Source organism: Nocardia flavorosea NBRC 108225, from assembly GCF_001613385.1.
Classification (GTDB): domain Bacteria; phylum Actinomycetota; class Actinomycetes; order Mycobacteriales; family Mycobacteriaceae; genus Nocardia; species Nocardia flavorosea.
Genome location: NZ_BDCG01000009.1, coordinates 73,887 through 89,494 on the forward strand (window position 1 = coordinate 73,887; position 15,608 = coordinate 89,494).

Sequence of the window (15,608 nt, forward strand, 5' to 3'; positions counted from 1 at the left end):
CTCCCGACCGGCTATCGGGCGATTCCACCGGCGAACGGCAGTTCACGCCACTGCGCGAGGGCGGGGGTCAGATAGTCGTGCAGGACCGGTTGCTGCGGTACCAGGGCCAGACAGGCGACGACCCGCAGCATCCCCACCGCGTTCACGAATCGCAGCACACCGGCGTCGAGCGTGCGGATACCGTTGCGGCGGGCACCGCTGTCGTAGGCGGCTTCCAGTTCGGGCCCGAGACCCGCCAGATCCCATTCGACCGGGCCCAGCGTGACGAGTTCGAAGTCGGCGAACAGGTGTCCGCCCACACCGGCGAAGATGTTGGCCGGCGGCGAATCGCCGTGTACGGGTTGCACGTCGATCCCGGGGAAGAAATCCTCGAAAGCCCGCCGGGAACGGACGAGCGGGCCGAGGACCCGCCACTCGCGGCGAGCCCGGTCCAGATCGGCGGCGTCGAGCAGATCCGGGTATTCGCCGAGCACCGTGAGACTTTCGGTGACGAAATCCGGTTCGGCGGCGGACAGGAAAGGTAGTGGCCTCGGATACGCCCGTAGCGCAGCGTGCAGATCGGCGACGAGATCACAGTTCGCCGCATAGTCGGGCGATGCAGCCCGGTCTTCTTCCGCATACTGCCAGAACGTCATCGAGAATCCGTCGCGCCGGACAGGCTCCCGGGGTACCGCCGGACTCGGAGCGATCACCGGGACCCCTTGCCCGGCAAGCCACGTCGTCACCTCCAGCTCTGCCTGCTGGCGCCTCCCCAGCAACGCGAGCTGGGCCGGCGACAACACAGTGGGAACCCGCGCCACCACGGGCTCCGGCCCGAGGTGCACCACCACCGAGAACATATCGTGCAGCACAGCGGCATCGGTCACGACGAGCCCGAGATCGCGGGCAGCACCGACGGCCGCATCGACAGCGGCGGACGTACGGCGGGCAAGCTCCTGCGGCGTCACGAAATCGGTCACGCCCGAATCGTCGCACGTCCGGGCCGGCGCCCGGTTTCTGCCCGCTTATCGCAGCCATTCACCCACCGCCGGCTACCGGGTCCCGCATTCGCCAGGTCGACCGGGCAACCCGCTCGAAATCGGCCCCGGGCGCCCGAAGCGGGACAGCACACCCACGTCCGTTCCGACCTGCAGGGGCAGGCATGCGTGCTGGTCCCAGAGCAAGTCCATGGATCGGATACTGCCCGTCCGCGCAACATTCACAGCAGCCGCCGCTGAACGGCGTCGGCCATGATCGTGTCAACGATCCGGCCCACAGCCGCGGTGTCCGGTCGTGCCGGGGCGCCCGCGAACAGCAGATGTCCGGCGCCGATCAGCGATAGCGCCAGTGTTTCGGTATCCGCATCGGCAGCGATACGGCCTTGCGCGCATTCGTCGGCCAGGTAGCCGGCGATCATGGTGCCGGCCTCGGTGAGGACGGGCAGGCCGGGTGCGGTCCGGCGTAATCGTGTGCGTAATTCGTCTCGGGCCACGATCAGGGCCACGATCGCCACCGCGACCGGGTCGAAAAGCTCGAGCAAGGCCTCGGTGAGGTTGTCCTTCACGGTCCCGGTGCCGGCAGATCGGCGCAGGGTCTGCGCCTGGTCCGCGAGCCGGGTGAGCCGGCCTTCGACCAGTTCGGCGAGGAATGCGTCGAAATCGTCGAAATACCTGTGCAGGACGCCTTTGGCCACTCCGGCTTCGGTGGTGACGGCGCGGCTGGTCAACGCGCTCGCCCCGTCTCGCAGCAGGATACGTTCGGCCGCGTCGAACAACTGCTGACGCGCGTCTCGGATATGCACACCGGTCGGCACCGAGTCCGTCCCTTCACTGGTTTTCCTGCCCGCCGATTGCCTAGTGGGCGGCCGCCCACTAATGTGGGCGCATGCCCACTCTACCGCGGCCCTACTCTTCGTCCTCCCAGCCGGAGCCACACCGGCACCGCGAGGTCGCCGAATCGTTCGGCGCCGACCCACAACGCTACGACCGGGCCCGCCCCCGCTACCCCGACGCACTCGTCACTCGGATCATCACCACGAGCCCAGGCCGCGATGTTCTCGATATCGGTTGCGGCACCGGTATCGAAGCCCGGCAATTCCAGGAGGCCGGGTGCACGGTGCTCGGCATAGACCCGGACGACCGGATGGCTGCATTCGCCCGCGACACCGGGGTCGAGGTCGAAACCGCCACGTTCGAAGCCTGGGATCCGGCCGGCCGCACCTTCGACGCGGTCGTCGCCGGCCAGGCCTGGCACTGGGTCGACCCGGTCACCGGTCCCGCAAAGGCCGCGCAGGTCCTGCGCCCGGGCGGCCGGATCGCCGTATTCGGGCATGCATTCGATGCCCCCGCCGAAGTCACCCGGGCACTGGCCGCGGCCTACGCGAGGATCGTGCCCGATTCGCCCTTCAGCAGTGCGGCCACCAGCGCGAAATCCGCGCTCGAAACCTACCGGGAAATGTTCGCCGCAGCCGCCGACGGTATCCGCCGGGCGGGCCGGTTCGACGAACCCGAGCAATGGCGTTTCGACTGGGAGCAGTCCTACACCCGGGACCAGTGGCTGGACCATCTGCCCACCACCGGCCCGCTCACCCGGCTCACCCCGGATCAGCTGACGACTGTGCTCGACAACGTCGGTGCCGCCATCGACGAAATCGGCGGCCGTTTCACCATGCCGTACACCACGCTCGCGGCGACTGCCACGCTGGCCGGCTGAACCCACCGCAACGACCGGGCGCATAAGGGGCGCTGGTCATCGGCCGTCGAGAAACCTCGGCCGAACCGGCTGTGGGTCAGCGGATCCCGTACTCGGCCAGCGCATCCACCAGTGCACACAGCCGCTGATCGACCGGCAGGGGCTCCACCAGCGTGACCGCACAGCCCAGTCCGGCGGCGGCACCGTCGGCCTCGTAGCTGTCACCGATCATCAGGACCTCGCCGGGGGCGATACCGATACGGCGACAGGCGATATCGAAGAGCCGCGGATCGGGTTTCACCGCACCCTCGGCATACGACAGGACGAACTCGGTCACCTGCTCGGCGACCCCTGTGATTGTTCGAAGTCGTGTTCAGTGCTGACCTGCGGGTTCGGTTCTGGTTGAAGAGGACTTCGGTCATCGGCGTGTCTCGAACTCGGGTTCAGTAGCGTGCTTTTCGCTCGTACTCGTCTGCAGTAAGGGAATCGCGGGATGGTCGGGGATTCGTCGGTGGCTGATCGGGGTGTGTTGACCGCGGAGGAGGCGCGCTGGCAGGTGGCGGTGCGGCGGGCGGAGGTGGTCGGAGCTTTAGCGCGGTTGGATCGGGTGAGTGTGGCCGCTGCCGATGAGGCCGCCGTCGAGTTGGGGGTGACGCAGCGGCAGGTGTATGCGCTGGTGAAGCGGTGGCGGGCTGGTGAGGGGGTGGTGTCGGATCTGCTGCCGGGCCGGTCGTCGGGTGGCCGGGGTGGTGAGCGGTTGCCGGATGAGGTGGAGGAGATTGTGCGGACGGTGCTGCGGGCGCGGTATTTGACTCGTCAGCGGCGGTCGGTGGCGGTGATCTGCCGGGAGATCGATCGGGAGTGCAAGGTGCGCGGGTTGCGGCCGCCGTCGCGGTCGGCGGTGCAGCGTCGGATCGGCAGGCTGGATCCGGTGAAGACTGTGGCAGCGCGGGAGGGTCAGGGCGCGGCCCGGGCCCGCAGGCCCGCCGGTGGGGTGGCGCCGCCGGTGGAGGGGGTGTTGGAGCGGGTGCAGATCGATCACACTCCGGCGGATGTGATCGTGGTCGACGAGCATCATCGGCTGCCGATCGGGCGTCCGTATGTGACGGCGGCGATCGACGAGGCCACCAAGTGCGTGCCCGGGTTCGTGCTCACTTTGGAGGCGCCGTCGGCGACTTCGGTGGGACTGTGTTTGGCGCACATGGCGATCGACAAACGCGCGTGGTTGGAACGCATCGGGGTGCAGGCGGTGTGGCCGATGAGCGGCAAACCCGCCCGGCTGTATACCGACAACGCGACGGAGTTCAAGAGCGAAGCGTTGCGGCGGGGTTGTGACCAGCACGGCATCACGGTCGGCTACCGGCCGCCGGGTGCCCCGCATTACGGCGGGGTCGTGGAACGCCTGGTCGGGACGATGATGCGGATGGTCCACGAATTGCCGGGTACGACGTTTTCCGACACTCGTGAGCGCGGTGACTACGACAGCGACGCGAAGGCTGTTCGCACCTTGGCTGAGTTGCAACGCTGGATGGCCCTATCCGTGGCCTGTTATCACGGTGAACCCCATGACGGGTTGGGTGGGCGGACCCCGGGCGGGCTGTGGGCGGAGAAGGTGGCCGCCCAGGGCGCGCCGCCGACGGTGACGAACGAGGCGGCGTTTCTGGTCGATTTCTTGCCGGTGGAGCGCAGATCGTTGCGGCGCACCGGGTTCGTGCTTGATCACGTGCAGTACTACAGCGACGTGTTGAAGCCGTTGATTGCACGGCGCGAGCAGCTGGGGAAGGTGGTGTTGCGGCGCGACCCGCGCGATATTTCCCGGATCTGGGCGCTGCATCCGGAGACCGGCGAGTACCTGGAGGTGCCGTACCGGACGTGGTCGCGGCCGGCGATCTCCTTGTGGGAACAGCGCGCGGCGGTGGCCCGGTTGCGGGAGTCCGGCCGCGCCGAGATCGACGAGAACGCACTGTTCGCGATGGTCGAGCAGATGCGCCACATCACCGCCGAAGCGACTGCGACCAGTCGGCGAGCGCGCCGCAACACCGAACGCCGCCGAGCGATCCCGGCACGCAGCCGGGCCATGCCACCGGCACCACCACCGCCACCAGCGGTGGCCGAGGGTGCTGAGCCGAGGGTGGTGGCGCCGTTCGAGGTGATCGAGCAGTGGTGACCGTCGGTGAACCCCTCGACCTGTCGCATCTGCATCCGTCGGCGCAGCGGCCGGCGATGCTGCCGGATGCCGAGCGGATCCAGTACGTGCGGGCGGATCGGTGGATCGGCTACACCCGCGCGAGGCAAGCGTTGGCCCGACTGGAGGGGCTGCTCACGATGCCGGATAAGCAGCGGATGCCGAACCTGCTGCTCATCGGTGCGACGAACAACGGCAAGTCGATGATCATCGAGAAGTTCCGCCGTGACCACCCGCCGGTCTCGCATGCCGATAGGGAGGAGATCGCGGTGCTGACCGTGCAGATGCCGTCGGAGCCGTCGGTGTCGCGGTTCTATGTCGCGGTGCTGGCCGCGCTGGGGGCGCCGATCCGGCCGCGGGCGCCGCGGCTGGCCGAGCTGGAACAGCTGGTGCTGCGCCTGCTGCGGACCTGTGGTGTGCGGGTGCTGGTGATCGATGAGCTGCACAATGTGCTCGCCGGGAGGGGAGACACGCGCCGGGAGTTTCTGAACGTGCTGCGGTTTCTGGGCAACGAGCTGCGGATTCCGCTGGTCGGGGTCGGTACCCGGGACGCCTATCTGGCGATCCGTTCCGATCCGCAGCTGGAGAATCGGTTCGCGCCATTCACGCTGCCGCTGTGGGAGCCCGGGGACGAGGCGTGTGCGTTGCTGGCGAGTTTCGCGGCGTCGTTCCCGCTGCGGCGGTCTTCTCCGATCGCGACCGAGGAGATGGCGTCGTACCTGCTCACCCGGTGTGAGGGCACGATCGGGGAACTGACCGCGTTGCTGTCGGAGGCGGCGATCGCGGCGATCGAATCCGGGGAGGAGACGATCAACCAGCGCACCCTGCTGCTGGCGTCGTATGCGGGGCCGACCGAGCGGCGGCGGATGTTCGAACGCGAGCTGGCGTGAGCCAAGCGTCGCCGCGGCGCTGGCCACTGCACCCACGCCCGGGTGCGCTGGAATCGCTGTCGTCGTGGCTGGACCGGCTCGCCTCTACCAGGTGCCGGTGGCAGATCTGCTCGGCCCGAATCTCGGTGTACTGGTCGGCATCCGGAATGTTCTCGACGAAGATCCGCCTCCGGCGGTGTTCACCGCGCTTGCCGAGCGCACCGGCGTGCTGGCGGGGCAGGTGCGGGCGATGACGCTGCCCGGGTGGGTGCCGTGGTTGTTCGACGCTTACCCGCTGCCCGAACGCGACGCTACCGACGGGTTCTACACCTATGTCCGCCAATATTCGGTGCTGCTGGCACCAGGGGAGGCGCCGCGTTTCGAGGTGACCCGGCGTCGCTGGCGGGGCCCCTGGATTCCGCAGCACCCGGTGCGAAGATCGTGCCCGCAATGCGCGGCCGGGCCCGACCCGGCCCGCGCGCTGACCTGGCAGTTGCCGCTCACGGTGAGCTGCCTGCAACACCACTGCCGGCTGACGACCGACACCGAGACCTTCGCAGCCGAGGCAGCAGGCGAGCCCAACGAGGCGGTTCCGATCAGCGAACCAGTGACGACCCTGGACGGCTAAACCCGTCAAGCTCTCCTCGATGCCGCTGTTAGGTTGCCGGGCCGCACGGTGCACGCCGGGGTGTGGTTTCGGCTGCTGCGTTGTCTGCTCGACGAACTCAGCCTCGCCGGTTCCAGTATTTCCCGCAGATCGCAGCAGCTGCTCAAGCAAATCTGGGATGCGACCGGTGCGCCGGTGCGGGCCGGGCTGGCGGTGTGGCAGCCGTACGAGAATCTGGAATGGCCGATCCAGGAGAAGCTGTTGACCGCCGCCGCGACAGCCCTGTCCCTGGCCGCCGACCGGCTCATTCAGCCTCGGGGGACTCTGGCCGGGTTGCTCATCGAACCGCGCCCTCTGCCCGTCTACGACGGCGACTCACCGTGGCCACCGGCACCCGACCAGGCCGAACGGGCCGGACGGAAGGTCATGGGGGCGATGAACGCCTGGTATGCGCGGGCCCGCGTCGATGCCGATGCCGCCCGCACGATACTGCGGTTGTTGACCGAGTTCGATACGCGACCGGCGCACGCCACCCGGCACCGCGACGTGCTGATCGGTGAGGGTATCCCCTCGCGATTCCTGCGCAACGATCTGCTGAGGTACCCGGGCCGGCGCACCCGCGAGGAAACCGAAACCCTGCTGGTAGCCGAAGGGTTCGATCCCAGCGAGGTGGCCTATGAGCTGGACCGGTGCATCGACGAGACGGTAACGCGGGACGTGCCCGAGGTGGGTGTGCTGATCGACAACGACGAACTCGCCCGGATCCGCACCCGCCTGGAGTTGTGAAGGGTGCCCCGATGGCCGATACACCCGCAACCGGGACCGATCGAATCGTTGTCGTCGTGGGTCGAACGGCTCGCCACGGTCTACCAGCTGCCGGTAAAAGTTCTGGTGGCGGACCTGTGCGCCGACCTCTCGCCGAACGTGCGCGCGTTCGCGAGTCGGCTGGACCATCCGCCGCGAGCGCTGCTGGTCGCGCTCGCCGACCGCACCGGCGTTCCGGTGCCCCGGCTGGTGACGATGACCCTGTCCGGGTGGGTGCCGTGGCTGTTCGAGAAACTGTGGCCGCGCGATTTCGAGCAGCAACAGCTGTTCGACAACTACGTGGGGCGCCACTCGGTGTTGCTGCTGCCCGGCGCCATCGAACGCGACATCGCCCGCCGCGCCAAATCCCGATGGGACGCGCCCTGGCTGCCGTACCCGCGCAGACCGCGGGCCTGCCCGGTCTGCGCCACCGCCCCGGACTCCGGCCGCGCCCTGATATGGGATCTGCCGCTGATGCTCAGCTGCGTCGAGCACCGCTGCCGCCTCGAACCCGCCGGCGCCGTCGCAGGCGGTGACGCCCCGGTGGTCGCCGTGGGCGAGACGGTCACCACGATGGACGGGTACACCTACCAAGCACTCACCACCGGGCTGGTGCAGCTACCGGGCCGAACCGTGCACGCCGGGGTGTGGTTTCGGCTACTGCGCTGCCTGCTCGAAGAACTCTGCGCGTCCCGCCTGGCAGGCAGCGCCCGCACCGGCGCGGTCCTGGAAACCATCTGGGACACGATCGAACTCCCGATAGACGGCCGGATCGGGATGCTGGAGCCGTATGAGTGCCTGGACCCCGAAGTCGCCGAAACACTGATGCGCGCCGCCGCATCGGCGCTGGCGCTGGCCGCCCAGCGGTCCATTCCGGCGGTTGGGGAACTCGGGCCCGCACTCGCCCCGGTGCCCTACCGGCCCGCGCCGCCAGGAGGTCCTGCCGTGCGACCCTCCACGCCGCCGCGGCGCGATCTGCTGAATCCGCCCCGTTGGTGGCCCGCAGCGCCGGTGCAGGCCGGACCACCACGGGACTGGTCACAGACCGCCCGCCGCTACGCGCTCAAGCGAGGGGTCCCGGCATGGGCTTTGCCCGACCTCGCCGGCCGACCCTGGCTCGAATAGCTCTCGCCGGGAAGGATTCTGTGCGGTCTACCAGTCGTTGCTGTCGAACGACAGCGGATCATGGCAGCTGGCGTGGAACGCCGCCATTGTCTCGGCTTCGGCCCTGGCCCGGGGGTATTGCCATTGAGCCAGTTGCGTGCGCGGTCGAGCATGCTCTGCTCGCGACGTAGTTCGGCGGCGCCGAGCTGAGCGGACGGCCCCGGAATCACAGACCAGGGCTGTCCTCGACCGCCACCCCGAGGGAGACGGTGCCGCAGCCTCACCGAAATCATGAGCCTCACCGGGTTCATCACGTCGCGGCACGGACTGCGGCGATCAGTATGTCCAGTTCCGCCTCGAAGATCTCGTCCCCCGTCACGGCCCGCAGCGCGGGCAGCAGCGCTTTGAGCCGCACCGCGTCGCGGCTGGTCTCGGCGGCCGCGAACAGCTCTGCGTTGCGGCCGGGCGTGGTTGGATCACCGTGTGTCTCGCGGTGCGCGCGCCCGAGTACGAGATCCACGAAAATCAGGTAGCAGCGCGCCGCTTGACCGACGCCGAGCCCTGCTGCAGCGAGGATGTCCGCGATCGTCTCGGCGATTCGGAGCCCACCGGCTCCGGCGTTGCCGTGGACCATGATGCGCTCCGCGAAGCCGGGGTAGGCCCGCAGTTCCTGGCGCATGCCGCGCGCGAGATGACGCAGCCGCTCGTCCCACGGCCCCATCAACGCCCTGTCCGGGATCACATGGTTCATCGCGATCTCGTCGGCGACCAGGTTCAGCAGCGCTTCCTTGTCCGGTACGTGCCGGTACAGGCCCATCCGTGATGCGCCGACCTCGGTGGCGAGGCGGCGGATGGTGAGCGCGTCGAGGCCCTCGGCACGCGCGATCCCGAGGGCGGCCTCGACGATCCGCCCACGCTCCAGGCTGCCCCACGGGCGTCGGTCGCTCACACCCGGCAGCCTACTTGCGGACAGCGTCCGCAAGATGCTTAAGTAAGGCTCACCTAATAGAAAGGTGGGCATTGTGTGGGTCCTCGCGGGGCTGACCGCCCTCACGCTCTTTTTCCGGCGCAAGATCATGAAAGGCCCCGGTATGACAACGAGAATCACGCTCGCTGCGGTCCTGTTGGCGGCGTTCTCGATCAGCACTGCGCAGACAATCGTCATCGCGGCCCTCCCCGGGTTCGCGCGCGAATTCGGCGTCGCCACGACGACCACGGCGTGGGCACTGACCGCGTTCATGCTCGCCGCCGCCGTCGCCACGCCGATCGCGGGACGGCTCGGCGACCTGTTCGGCTACCGGCGAATCATGCTGGTATGTCTAGGGTTCTTCGTCGTGGGCCTGCTGCTGTGTGCGCTGGCGAATTCGTTCCCGCTACTTCTCGCGGGCCGCGCGGTGACGGGCGTCGCGGCGGGTGTGTTCCCGCTCGCGTTCGGGCTCGTGCGCCGCGAGGTGTCCCCGGCGCGCCTGCCGGGCGTGGTCGCGTTGCTGTCAGCGATGTTCGGGATCGGCGGTGCCGCGGGCATGCTCGCCGCCGGGCCGCTGCTCGACGTGTTCAGCTCCGCGTGGCTGTTCTGGCCGCTGCTCGTACTCGGTGCCGTAGCGCTAGTGCTGGTGATCCTGCTTCCCGGCGAGCCCGGCGCGGGCGGCCGGGTCGATCTCGCGGGCGCCGTCCTGCTCGGGCTCACGCTGGTCGCGCTGCTGCTGGGCATCAGCGAGGTGCGCCAGTGGGGCATCGGGCCCGCACTCGCGCTGTTCGCTCTGGCCGCCATACTGGCCGTCGCGTTTGCCGCCGTGGAACTGCGCACGCACCAGCCACTCGTCGACGTGCGGCTGCTCGGCCATCGCGCGGTGGCCATGACAAACCTGGCCACGGTCATCATCGGCGCCGCGATGTTCGGTGTAGTCACGGTGATTCCGTTGCTGGTTCCGCAGAACCGGATCGCGGTCGCGCTGCTGCCGATGGTTGTGACGATGCTGATCGCAACGCCGCTCTCCCCCCGGCTCGGGGGCCGGATTGCGGTGCGGACAGGCGCGATGCTGGCGATCGTCTCCTGCATCGCGTTGGCGCTCTGGCACAACGAGTTGTGGCAGGTCTGCATGGTGAGCCTAATCCTCGGCGCGGGCTACGGGCTGGCGTTCGCGGCGTTCGGCACGCTCGTCGTGGAGGTCGTCGAGACTCGGCAGACCGGGGAGGCCACCGGCGTCAACACGATCGCCCGGACAGCTGGCGGTGCGCTCGGGGCGCAACTCGCGGCGGCACTGAGCATCAGCGGCTTCGGGCCGACATTCTGGGTACTCGCCGGGATCGCCGTCGCCGCGCTGCTGGTCACGAGCACGCTGCCGAAACGTGCGCTGGCAACCTCGCCCTCACCGGTATGAGACGCAGGCTACCTCTGCGGCCAGCGCAACGAACTCGATCCCGCCGGATGCAACTGCCGGTGAAACGCTCGACGTGATGCTGGTCGCGGCGATCCGCAGCAGGCCACGGAGATCGATCTTCCGGGCGGTAGATATCACGTGGTGACCGACTCGTTCGCCATGTTCGCCGCTGAGCTGGGTAAAGCCGTGAAGGCGGGGTGCGCACCAACGGGGTTCACCGTGGTGCTGCGGGGCTATTCATGGGCCGACTCGGAACCAACCCGTCCGCGCGAGCGCCGACTCATCGTGAGCGACCTGAGCACCGATGAACTCACCGCACTGGCCGCCGGGTCGGTGACCGCGCTGGACAAGGTGATCACCCGCGCTTTCCATGCCCGCAACTCCCCGCCAGATTTCACCTATGAGGGCACCAGGGCATTCAGTTTCCAGACCTGCTGATCTCATCCCACGCTGCCGTGGTCCGGGCAGACCGGCCCGGCGTCGGTGACACGCCAGCGGCGCACCGCCAGCCAACGGCGGACCAGTGACGGGATATCGCCGGTCTCGCGGAGTTCGGTGGCGTAGACGCCGGTGAGCAGGGGCCCGCCGCAGTCGCAGGCCGCGCATTCGATGTCGGTGATCGGCACGTCGCGGGGTCGGCAGCGCTGGCAGTGGCGGCGTTCGACCATGCCGCCGTCGTCTGCCGGTTCGAGCCAGACGACCTGGATGTCTTCGAGTAGCCGTCCCCGCTCGGAGGTGTCGGAGGTGGTGTAGCCGCACATCGGGTTCGGGCATACCGCAGGCGGTTCGGGCAGGTTGCGCTGTGCGGTCTGCTTGAGCCGCCACACCAGATTCGACCGCCCGTGAACGAGGCCGTTTGTCGTGCTGCTGGTTTCGTACCGCGCATCGTCTACGACGGCCGTGGGAGCAGCGGGTTTCGGACGGTCCGGCGCCGGTTCGTGATCGGCCCGGGTGATATCGGACCGGTCATCCGGATCGCCGATGGCCCTGCGGGTTTCCGGTTCCGAAAGCACCGATACCGAAGCCGCCGCGGCGGCGGGGACCGGCACGGCGTCGGCGGTCTGCCCTGAGGGGCTCACCGCTACCGGCGCGGCAGCTGGTGTTGTGGCCGTGGGGCCGGAGTGGGGCCGGGCGCCGATGCGGGTTTTGTCGAGGTGGCCGTAGAGGGTGCCGCGTTTGACCCCGAGGATGTCGGCGATCTGCTGGACGGTGTGGCGGCCTTCATCGTAGAGCCGCTGGGCTTGTTCGGCCTGGTGGGTGGTGAGTTTCGGCCGTCGGCCGCCTTTGCGGCCGCGGGCGCGGGCGGCTTCGAGTCCGTCGCGGGTGTTGGCCAGGATCAGTTCCCGCTGCAACTCCGCCAGCACCGAGAGCATGCCGAACATGGCGCGGCCTTCGGCGGTATCGGTGTCGATGCCCTGCTCGACGACCTTCAACCCGATCCCGCGCTCGCGCAGCTGCGCGCCGAGAGTGATCAGGTGCAGCACCGACCGGCCGAGCCGGTCGAGGCGGGTGATGACGATCGTGTCGCCGCGACGCGCGAGAGTGAGCACGAGATCGAGTTTCGGTCGCGAGGCCTTCGCGCCACTGGCAGTATCGATATGGACATCGGCCGGGTCGACGCCGGCGCGGCGCAGGGCGTCGATCTGGTGTGCGGGGTTCTGGTCGGCGGTCGACACCCGCCCGTAGCCGATCAACATGGTGTCGAAATTAGCCGAAATCGGGTTTGCCGACATTGTTTTCCGGCACGGGTTTCCGACACTCGCGTCCTGGGCTTTCTCCCGCTCACGCAAGGTTGTCGGCAAACGATCGTTTTCCGACAACCAGCATTCGGGCCGAACACGCTCACCAATCCGGTTTACAGCGAACCTCATCTATCAACATGTTCCCGGTCAAAGCTGCTCTTATTCATCGTTTGTAATCCGATTTGAATCGATGTGACACTGTTAATACCACGCCAGGTCTACACGAGGAGTGTGCTGTATGGCTGTCCGGTTCAAGCTCGGCTATTACTCACCAGTCACAGGCGACCCGCTGAATAGGGAGTATGTCGGCTATTTCCCGCGTATGACCGAAGATGAGGCATGGACAGCGGGCCGGGGCGTATGGAAGGCCAACAAGGAACGGCTAGCCCGAGAGAAGTTCGCCCTCATCATCGGTGACGGCCAGGTGTGCGCCGTTGCCGAGATCCACGGCGTGTCCGTGCATGAGGATCGGGTCGCCGTCGTCGGCGAGGTGCTGACCGAAGGTCACCCGGTTCGCGACGAGTGGATCGGCAAACAGGATCCGGTGGTCAATGCCTCGCAGAACCCGGTCGGCTACTGCGAGCTCCCGGAGGAAGCCGAGTTCCGTGAGCGGCCCTGCGGGTGCGGGTGCGGGGAGATCAGCACCCGCGATTTCCTGCCCGGCCACGACGTGCGCGCCTTCCAGGACCGGGTGCGGCGCATGTTCGCCGGATCGGCCCTGGAGTTCTTCCGTTGGGTCGACCGCATGGGCGCCGAACACGGCCTTCCTCTACTGAACAACCCCACCGGCGCCGCGGCACAGCCCGATGACTACCGCAAGACACCGACTCCAGTGTCCGGCGAACAGCAGCCGCAGGAGCCGGGAACCTCCCACGCTGGGCTCCCCGATTCCGAAGAGCCGTTGCCCGGCAACGAATCCCGCGCGGCTGTCAGCGCACACGGCTAGACATCCCAGGTCGCGCGCTGGCCGAGCTACGCGGCCAGGGCTACCCGGTGCTAGATGCGGATGTGGGGCTCTCGCCGTTTGTCCGGACCCACATCGGCATCGACGGGCACTACAGCTTTCATCTACCCGATCTCGGTGGAACACACCGGCCGTTGCGTGATCCCGACTCTCGTGACGACGAATGAGGCATGTCTTCGAGGTGTCGGGCTGCGGGGACATGCCGGACGGTGTTTTCGGAGACGTGGGGATGCGGGACTGTACCGGAAGGCGCCGACAGCGCTTCAGCGCCTGTGGCGTCGTTCGTAGGCCTCGCGTTCCGCGGCGTGTTTCTGGCGCTCTCGGGCATCGGCCAGGGCGGGGTCGAGTCCGTGCTTGGCGAGGCGGTGGCGGCGGTAGACGTACATGAGCGCGGTGGTGAAGTAGATCAGTGGCAGGTACAGCAGCGCCATCATCGCCAGCCCCATCCACAGCGGTCCCGGAATGAGCAGGAACACGCACAGCGGCGCGATAATCGGCAGCAGGATCCGGAGATGGTATCGGCGGGCTGCGCCGGGGCCGGTGAGATCGTCGATCACCCACTGGTGCATCGACGGTGGCAGGGTCGCACCGGCGATGTAGCGCACGCGCTGGGTCAAGGTCGGCGTGGCCGGTTCACCGCTCATCGAATTCCTCCGACCGGTTCGGGAAGATCGCCGCGTGCGTGGGCGATCGCGTCGACCGTGTTCCCGAAGATCGCCTTCTCGCCCGCAGCGGGCAGCGCACCGATCGCGGTGAGGCGGCGGAGGTGATCGGCGCGGAGCCCGGACATGAGGACGGTGATGTTGTGGTGTTCGAGTTTGCGGATGGAGTCTTTGAGGACGAGTGCTCCGGTGGTGTCGAGGGCGGTGATGCCAGACATGCGCAGGATGACGACTTTCACGTCGGAGACGTCGGCCAGTTCGAGCAGGAACCGGTGCGCGGCGGCGAAGAACAGCGGGCCCTCGATCCGGTAGGCGATGATGTGGTCGCGTAGCAGGTCGTGTTCTTCGGTGAGGTGATCTCCTTCGTCGAGGGGGACTTGGTCCAGGCGGGCTTCGCGGGCCACCGAGCGCAGGGCCAGCAGGACCGCGATCCCGACACCGATAGCGACAGCAGTGACCAGGTCGAAGGCGACAGTGGCGGCGAAGGTGATCACCATGATCGCGGCGTCACCGCGGGAAGCGCGGGCAATCGCGGCCAGGGACGCGGTTTCGACCATCCGCACTGTGGTGGCCAGCAGCACACCGGCGAGGGCGGCCAGCGGTATCTGGGCGACCAGTGGTGCGGCGAGGTAGAGCAGGGCGGCCAGAACGACTGCGTGGGTGACGGCGGCGAGGCGGGTGCGGGCGCCGGAGCGGACGCTGACGGCGGTGCGGGCGATCGCGCCGGTGGCGGGGACTCCACCGACCAGTGGTGCGGCGATATTGGCCAGGCCCTGGCCGAACAGTTCGCGATCGGGATTGTGGCGGGTGCCCACCGACATCGAATCCGCGGCGGTAGCCGACAGCAGTGATTCCAAGGCGGCGAGCGCGGCCACAGCCAGTGCGGGCGCAATCAGCGAGGCGAGCTGGCCGGGGTCGAGGAACCCGAGGGAGGGCGCGGGCAGCCCCGCGGGCAGGGCCCCGATACGGGTGAGGTCGATCCCGGCGAGTCCGGCCACAGCAGTGGCGACCGCGACCGCTAGGAGCGCGAAAGGCAGTTTGGGCAGGTAGCGGCCGCCGATCAGCACGGCGGCGGCGACCAGCAGGGCGGTGATCGGCGGGGCAGGGTCGGGGTGGTCGAGGTAGCGGCCGACCGCGTCGGAAGCCAGCTGCCACATCTTCTCGCCCTCGGCCTCGCCGACACCGAGGGCAGACGGGAACTGCTGCAACGCGATCACCACCGCGATACCGGCGGTGAATCCCTCGATCACCGGCGCCGGCATATAGCGGACCGCGCGACCGACACCGGCCGCAGCGAGAACAATCAGCACCACACCGGCCAACAATCCGACGGCGAGGACGCCGGGACCGCCGTGTTCGGCCACAATCGGCAGCAACACCACGGTCATGGCACCGGTAGGACCGGACACCTGGAACCGGGAGCCACCGAACACCGCGGCCACCACACCGGCGATGATCGCGGTGGCCAGACCCGCAGCGGCGCCGAGACCGGAACTGATCCCGAAACCGAGTGCCAACGGCAACGCGACCAGCGCGACGATGACACCGGCGAGCAGGTCCGGGCCCGGGCGGCGCAGCGCCGGCGTCCAGTCCGCCCGGGTGGGCAGCAGCGCACGCAGA

16 protein-coding genes are annotated in these 15,608 nt (G+C 68.4%); 9 read left to right on the top strand and 7 right to left on the bottom strand.

Annotated features, from left to right (window positions below):
• Positions 1–11: 11 nt before the first annotated feature.
• A complete protein-coding gene (locus NFL01S_RS10520; protein WP_062973948.1) occupies positions 12–959 on the bottom strand; it encodes an aminoglycoside phosphotransferase/kinase family protein in 948 nt (315 codons plus the stop codon).
• Between the two features lie 239 nt (positions 960–1,198).
• Complete coding sequence (locus NFL01S_RS10525) at positions 1,199–1,792, bottom strand: TetR/AcrR family transcriptional regulator (RefSeq protein ID WP_062973950.1); 594 nt, start codon at positions 1,790–1,792, stop codon at positions 1,199–1,201.
• 71 nt (positions 1,793–1,863) lie between these two features.
• On the opposite strand from NFL01S_RS10525, the gene NFL01S_RS10530 reads away from it, so the two are divergent.
• Positions 1,864–2,691, top strand: a complete 828-nt coding sequence (locus tag NFL01S_RS10530; protein WP_062973952.1) for a class I SAM-dependent methyltransferase — start codon at positions 1,864–1,866, stop codon at positions 2,689–2,691.
• 76 nt (positions 2,692–2,767) lie between these two features.
• On the opposite strand, the gene NFL01S_RS10535 is transcribed toward NFL01S_RS10530, so the two are convergent.
• Complete coding sequence (locus NFL01S_RS10535) at positions 2,768–3,028, bottom strand: HAD-IA family hydrolase (RefSeq protein WP_084492575.1); 261 nt, start codon at positions 3,026–3,028, stop codon at positions 2,768–2,770.
• A gap of 153 nt (positions 3,029–3,181) precedes the next feature.
• Here NFL01S_RS10535 and NFL01S_RS10540 point away from each other — a divergent pair, with 153 nt between their 5' ends.
• The 5 genes from NFL01S_RS10540 (at position 3,182) to NFL01S_RS10560 (ending at position 8,260) form a co-directional block, all read left to right on the top strand.
• On the top strand, positions 3,182–4,837 hold the full coding sequence (locus NFL01S_RS10540; RefSeq protein ID WP_245670604.1) for a TnsB C-terminal domain-containing protein: 1,656 nt from the start codon (positions 3,182–3,184) through the stop codon (positions 4,835–4,837).
• Positions 4,834–5,745, top strand: a complete 912-nt coding sequence (locus NFL01S_RS10545; protein WP_312037021.1) for a TniB family NTP-binding protein — start codon at positions 4,834–4,836, stop codon at positions 5,743–5,745. The genes NFL01S_RS10540 and NFL01S_RS10545 overlap by 4 nt, the downstream gene beginning before the upstream one ends.
• Positions 5,746–5,809: 64 nt before the next feature.
• Entirely contained in the window at positions 5,810–6,352 is a 543-nt protein-coding gene (locus NFL01S_RS10550; RefSeq protein WP_169812139.1) for a TniQ family protein, read from the top strand.
• A gap of 60 nt (positions 6,353–6,412) precedes the next feature.
• The gene (locus NFL01S_RS10555) at positions 6,413–7,117 is read left to right on the top strand and encodes a hypothetical protein (RefSeq protein WP_157116446.1); all 705 of its coding nucleotides are present in this window, start codon (positions 6,413–6,415) and stop codon (positions 7,115–7,117) included.
• A 3-nt stretch (positions 7,118–7,120) separates the two neighbouring features.
• Positions 7,121–8,260, top strand: a complete 1,140-nt coding sequence (locus NFL01S_RS10560) for a TniQ family protein (protein ID WP_062973962.1) — start codon at positions 7,121–7,123, stop codon at positions 8,258–8,260.
• A 289-nt stretch (positions 8,261–8,549) separates the two neighbouring features.
• Here NFL01S_RS10560 and NFL01S_RS10565 read toward each other — a convergent pair whose 3' ends face one another.
• Positions 8,550–9,188: a TetR/AcrR family transcriptional regulator gene (locus tag NFL01S_RS10565; protein WP_062973963.1), complete on the bottom strand. Its 639-nt coding sequence runs from the start codon at positions 9,186–9,188 to the stop codon at positions 8,550–8,552.
• Positions 9,189–9,252: 64 nt separating this feature from the next.
• Here NFL01S_RS10565 and NFL01S_RS10570 point away from each other — a divergent pair, with 64 nt between their 5' ends.
• Positions 9,253–10,620 carry an MFS transporter gene (locus NFL01S_RS10570; RefSeq protein ID WP_168433932.1) on the top strand — a complete coding sequence of 456 codons (1,368 nt, stop codon included), beginning with the start codon at positions 9,253–9,255 and terminating at the stop codon, positions 10,618–10,620.
• Positions 10,621–10,761: 141 nt separating this feature from the next.
• Positions 10,762–11,058: a hypothetical protein gene (locus tag NFL01S_RS10575; protein ID WP_157116447.1), complete on the top strand. Its 297-nt coding sequence runs from the start codon at positions 10,762–10,764 to the stop codon at positions 11,056–11,058.
• A 2-nt stretch (positions 11,059–11,060) separates the two neighbouring features.
• Here the strand turns inward: NFL01S_RS10575 and NFL01S_RS34320 are convergent, their stop codons facing one another.
• Positions 11,061–12,353 (bottom strand): recombinase family protein, encoded by a 1,293-nt coding sequence (locus NFL01S_RS34320; protein WP_245670605.1) that lies wholly within the window; start codon positions 12,351–12,353, stop codon positions 11,061–11,063.
• 331 nt (positions 12,354–12,684) lie between these two features.
• Here NFL01S_RS34320 and NFL01S_RS10585 point away from each other — a divergent pair, with 331 nt between their 5' ends.
• Complete coding sequence (locus tag NFL01S_RS10585; protein ID WP_245670606.1) at positions 12,685–13,308, top strand: hypothetical protein; 624 nt, start codon at positions 12,685–12,687, stop codon at positions 13,306–13,308.
• A 281-nt stretch (positions 13,309–13,589) separates the two neighbouring features.
• Here NFL01S_RS10585 and NFL01S_RS10590 read toward each other — a convergent pair whose 3' ends face one another.
• Positions 13,590–13,970 (bottom strand): DUF5313 family protein, encoded by a 381-nt coding sequence (locus tag NFL01S_RS10590; RefSeq protein ID WP_062973971.1) that lies wholly within the window; start codon positions 13,968–13,970, stop codon positions 13,590–13,592.
• Positions 13,967–15,607, bottom strand: coding sequence for a SulP family inorganic anion transporter (locus NFL01S_RS10595; RefSeq protein ID WP_062974173.1), 1,641 nt, complete (start codon positions 15,605–15,607; stop codon positions 13,967–13,969). Before NFL01S_RS10595 ends, NFL01S_RS10590 begins: the two co-directional genes overlap by 4 nt.
• Position 15,608 lies beyond the last annotated feature (1 nt).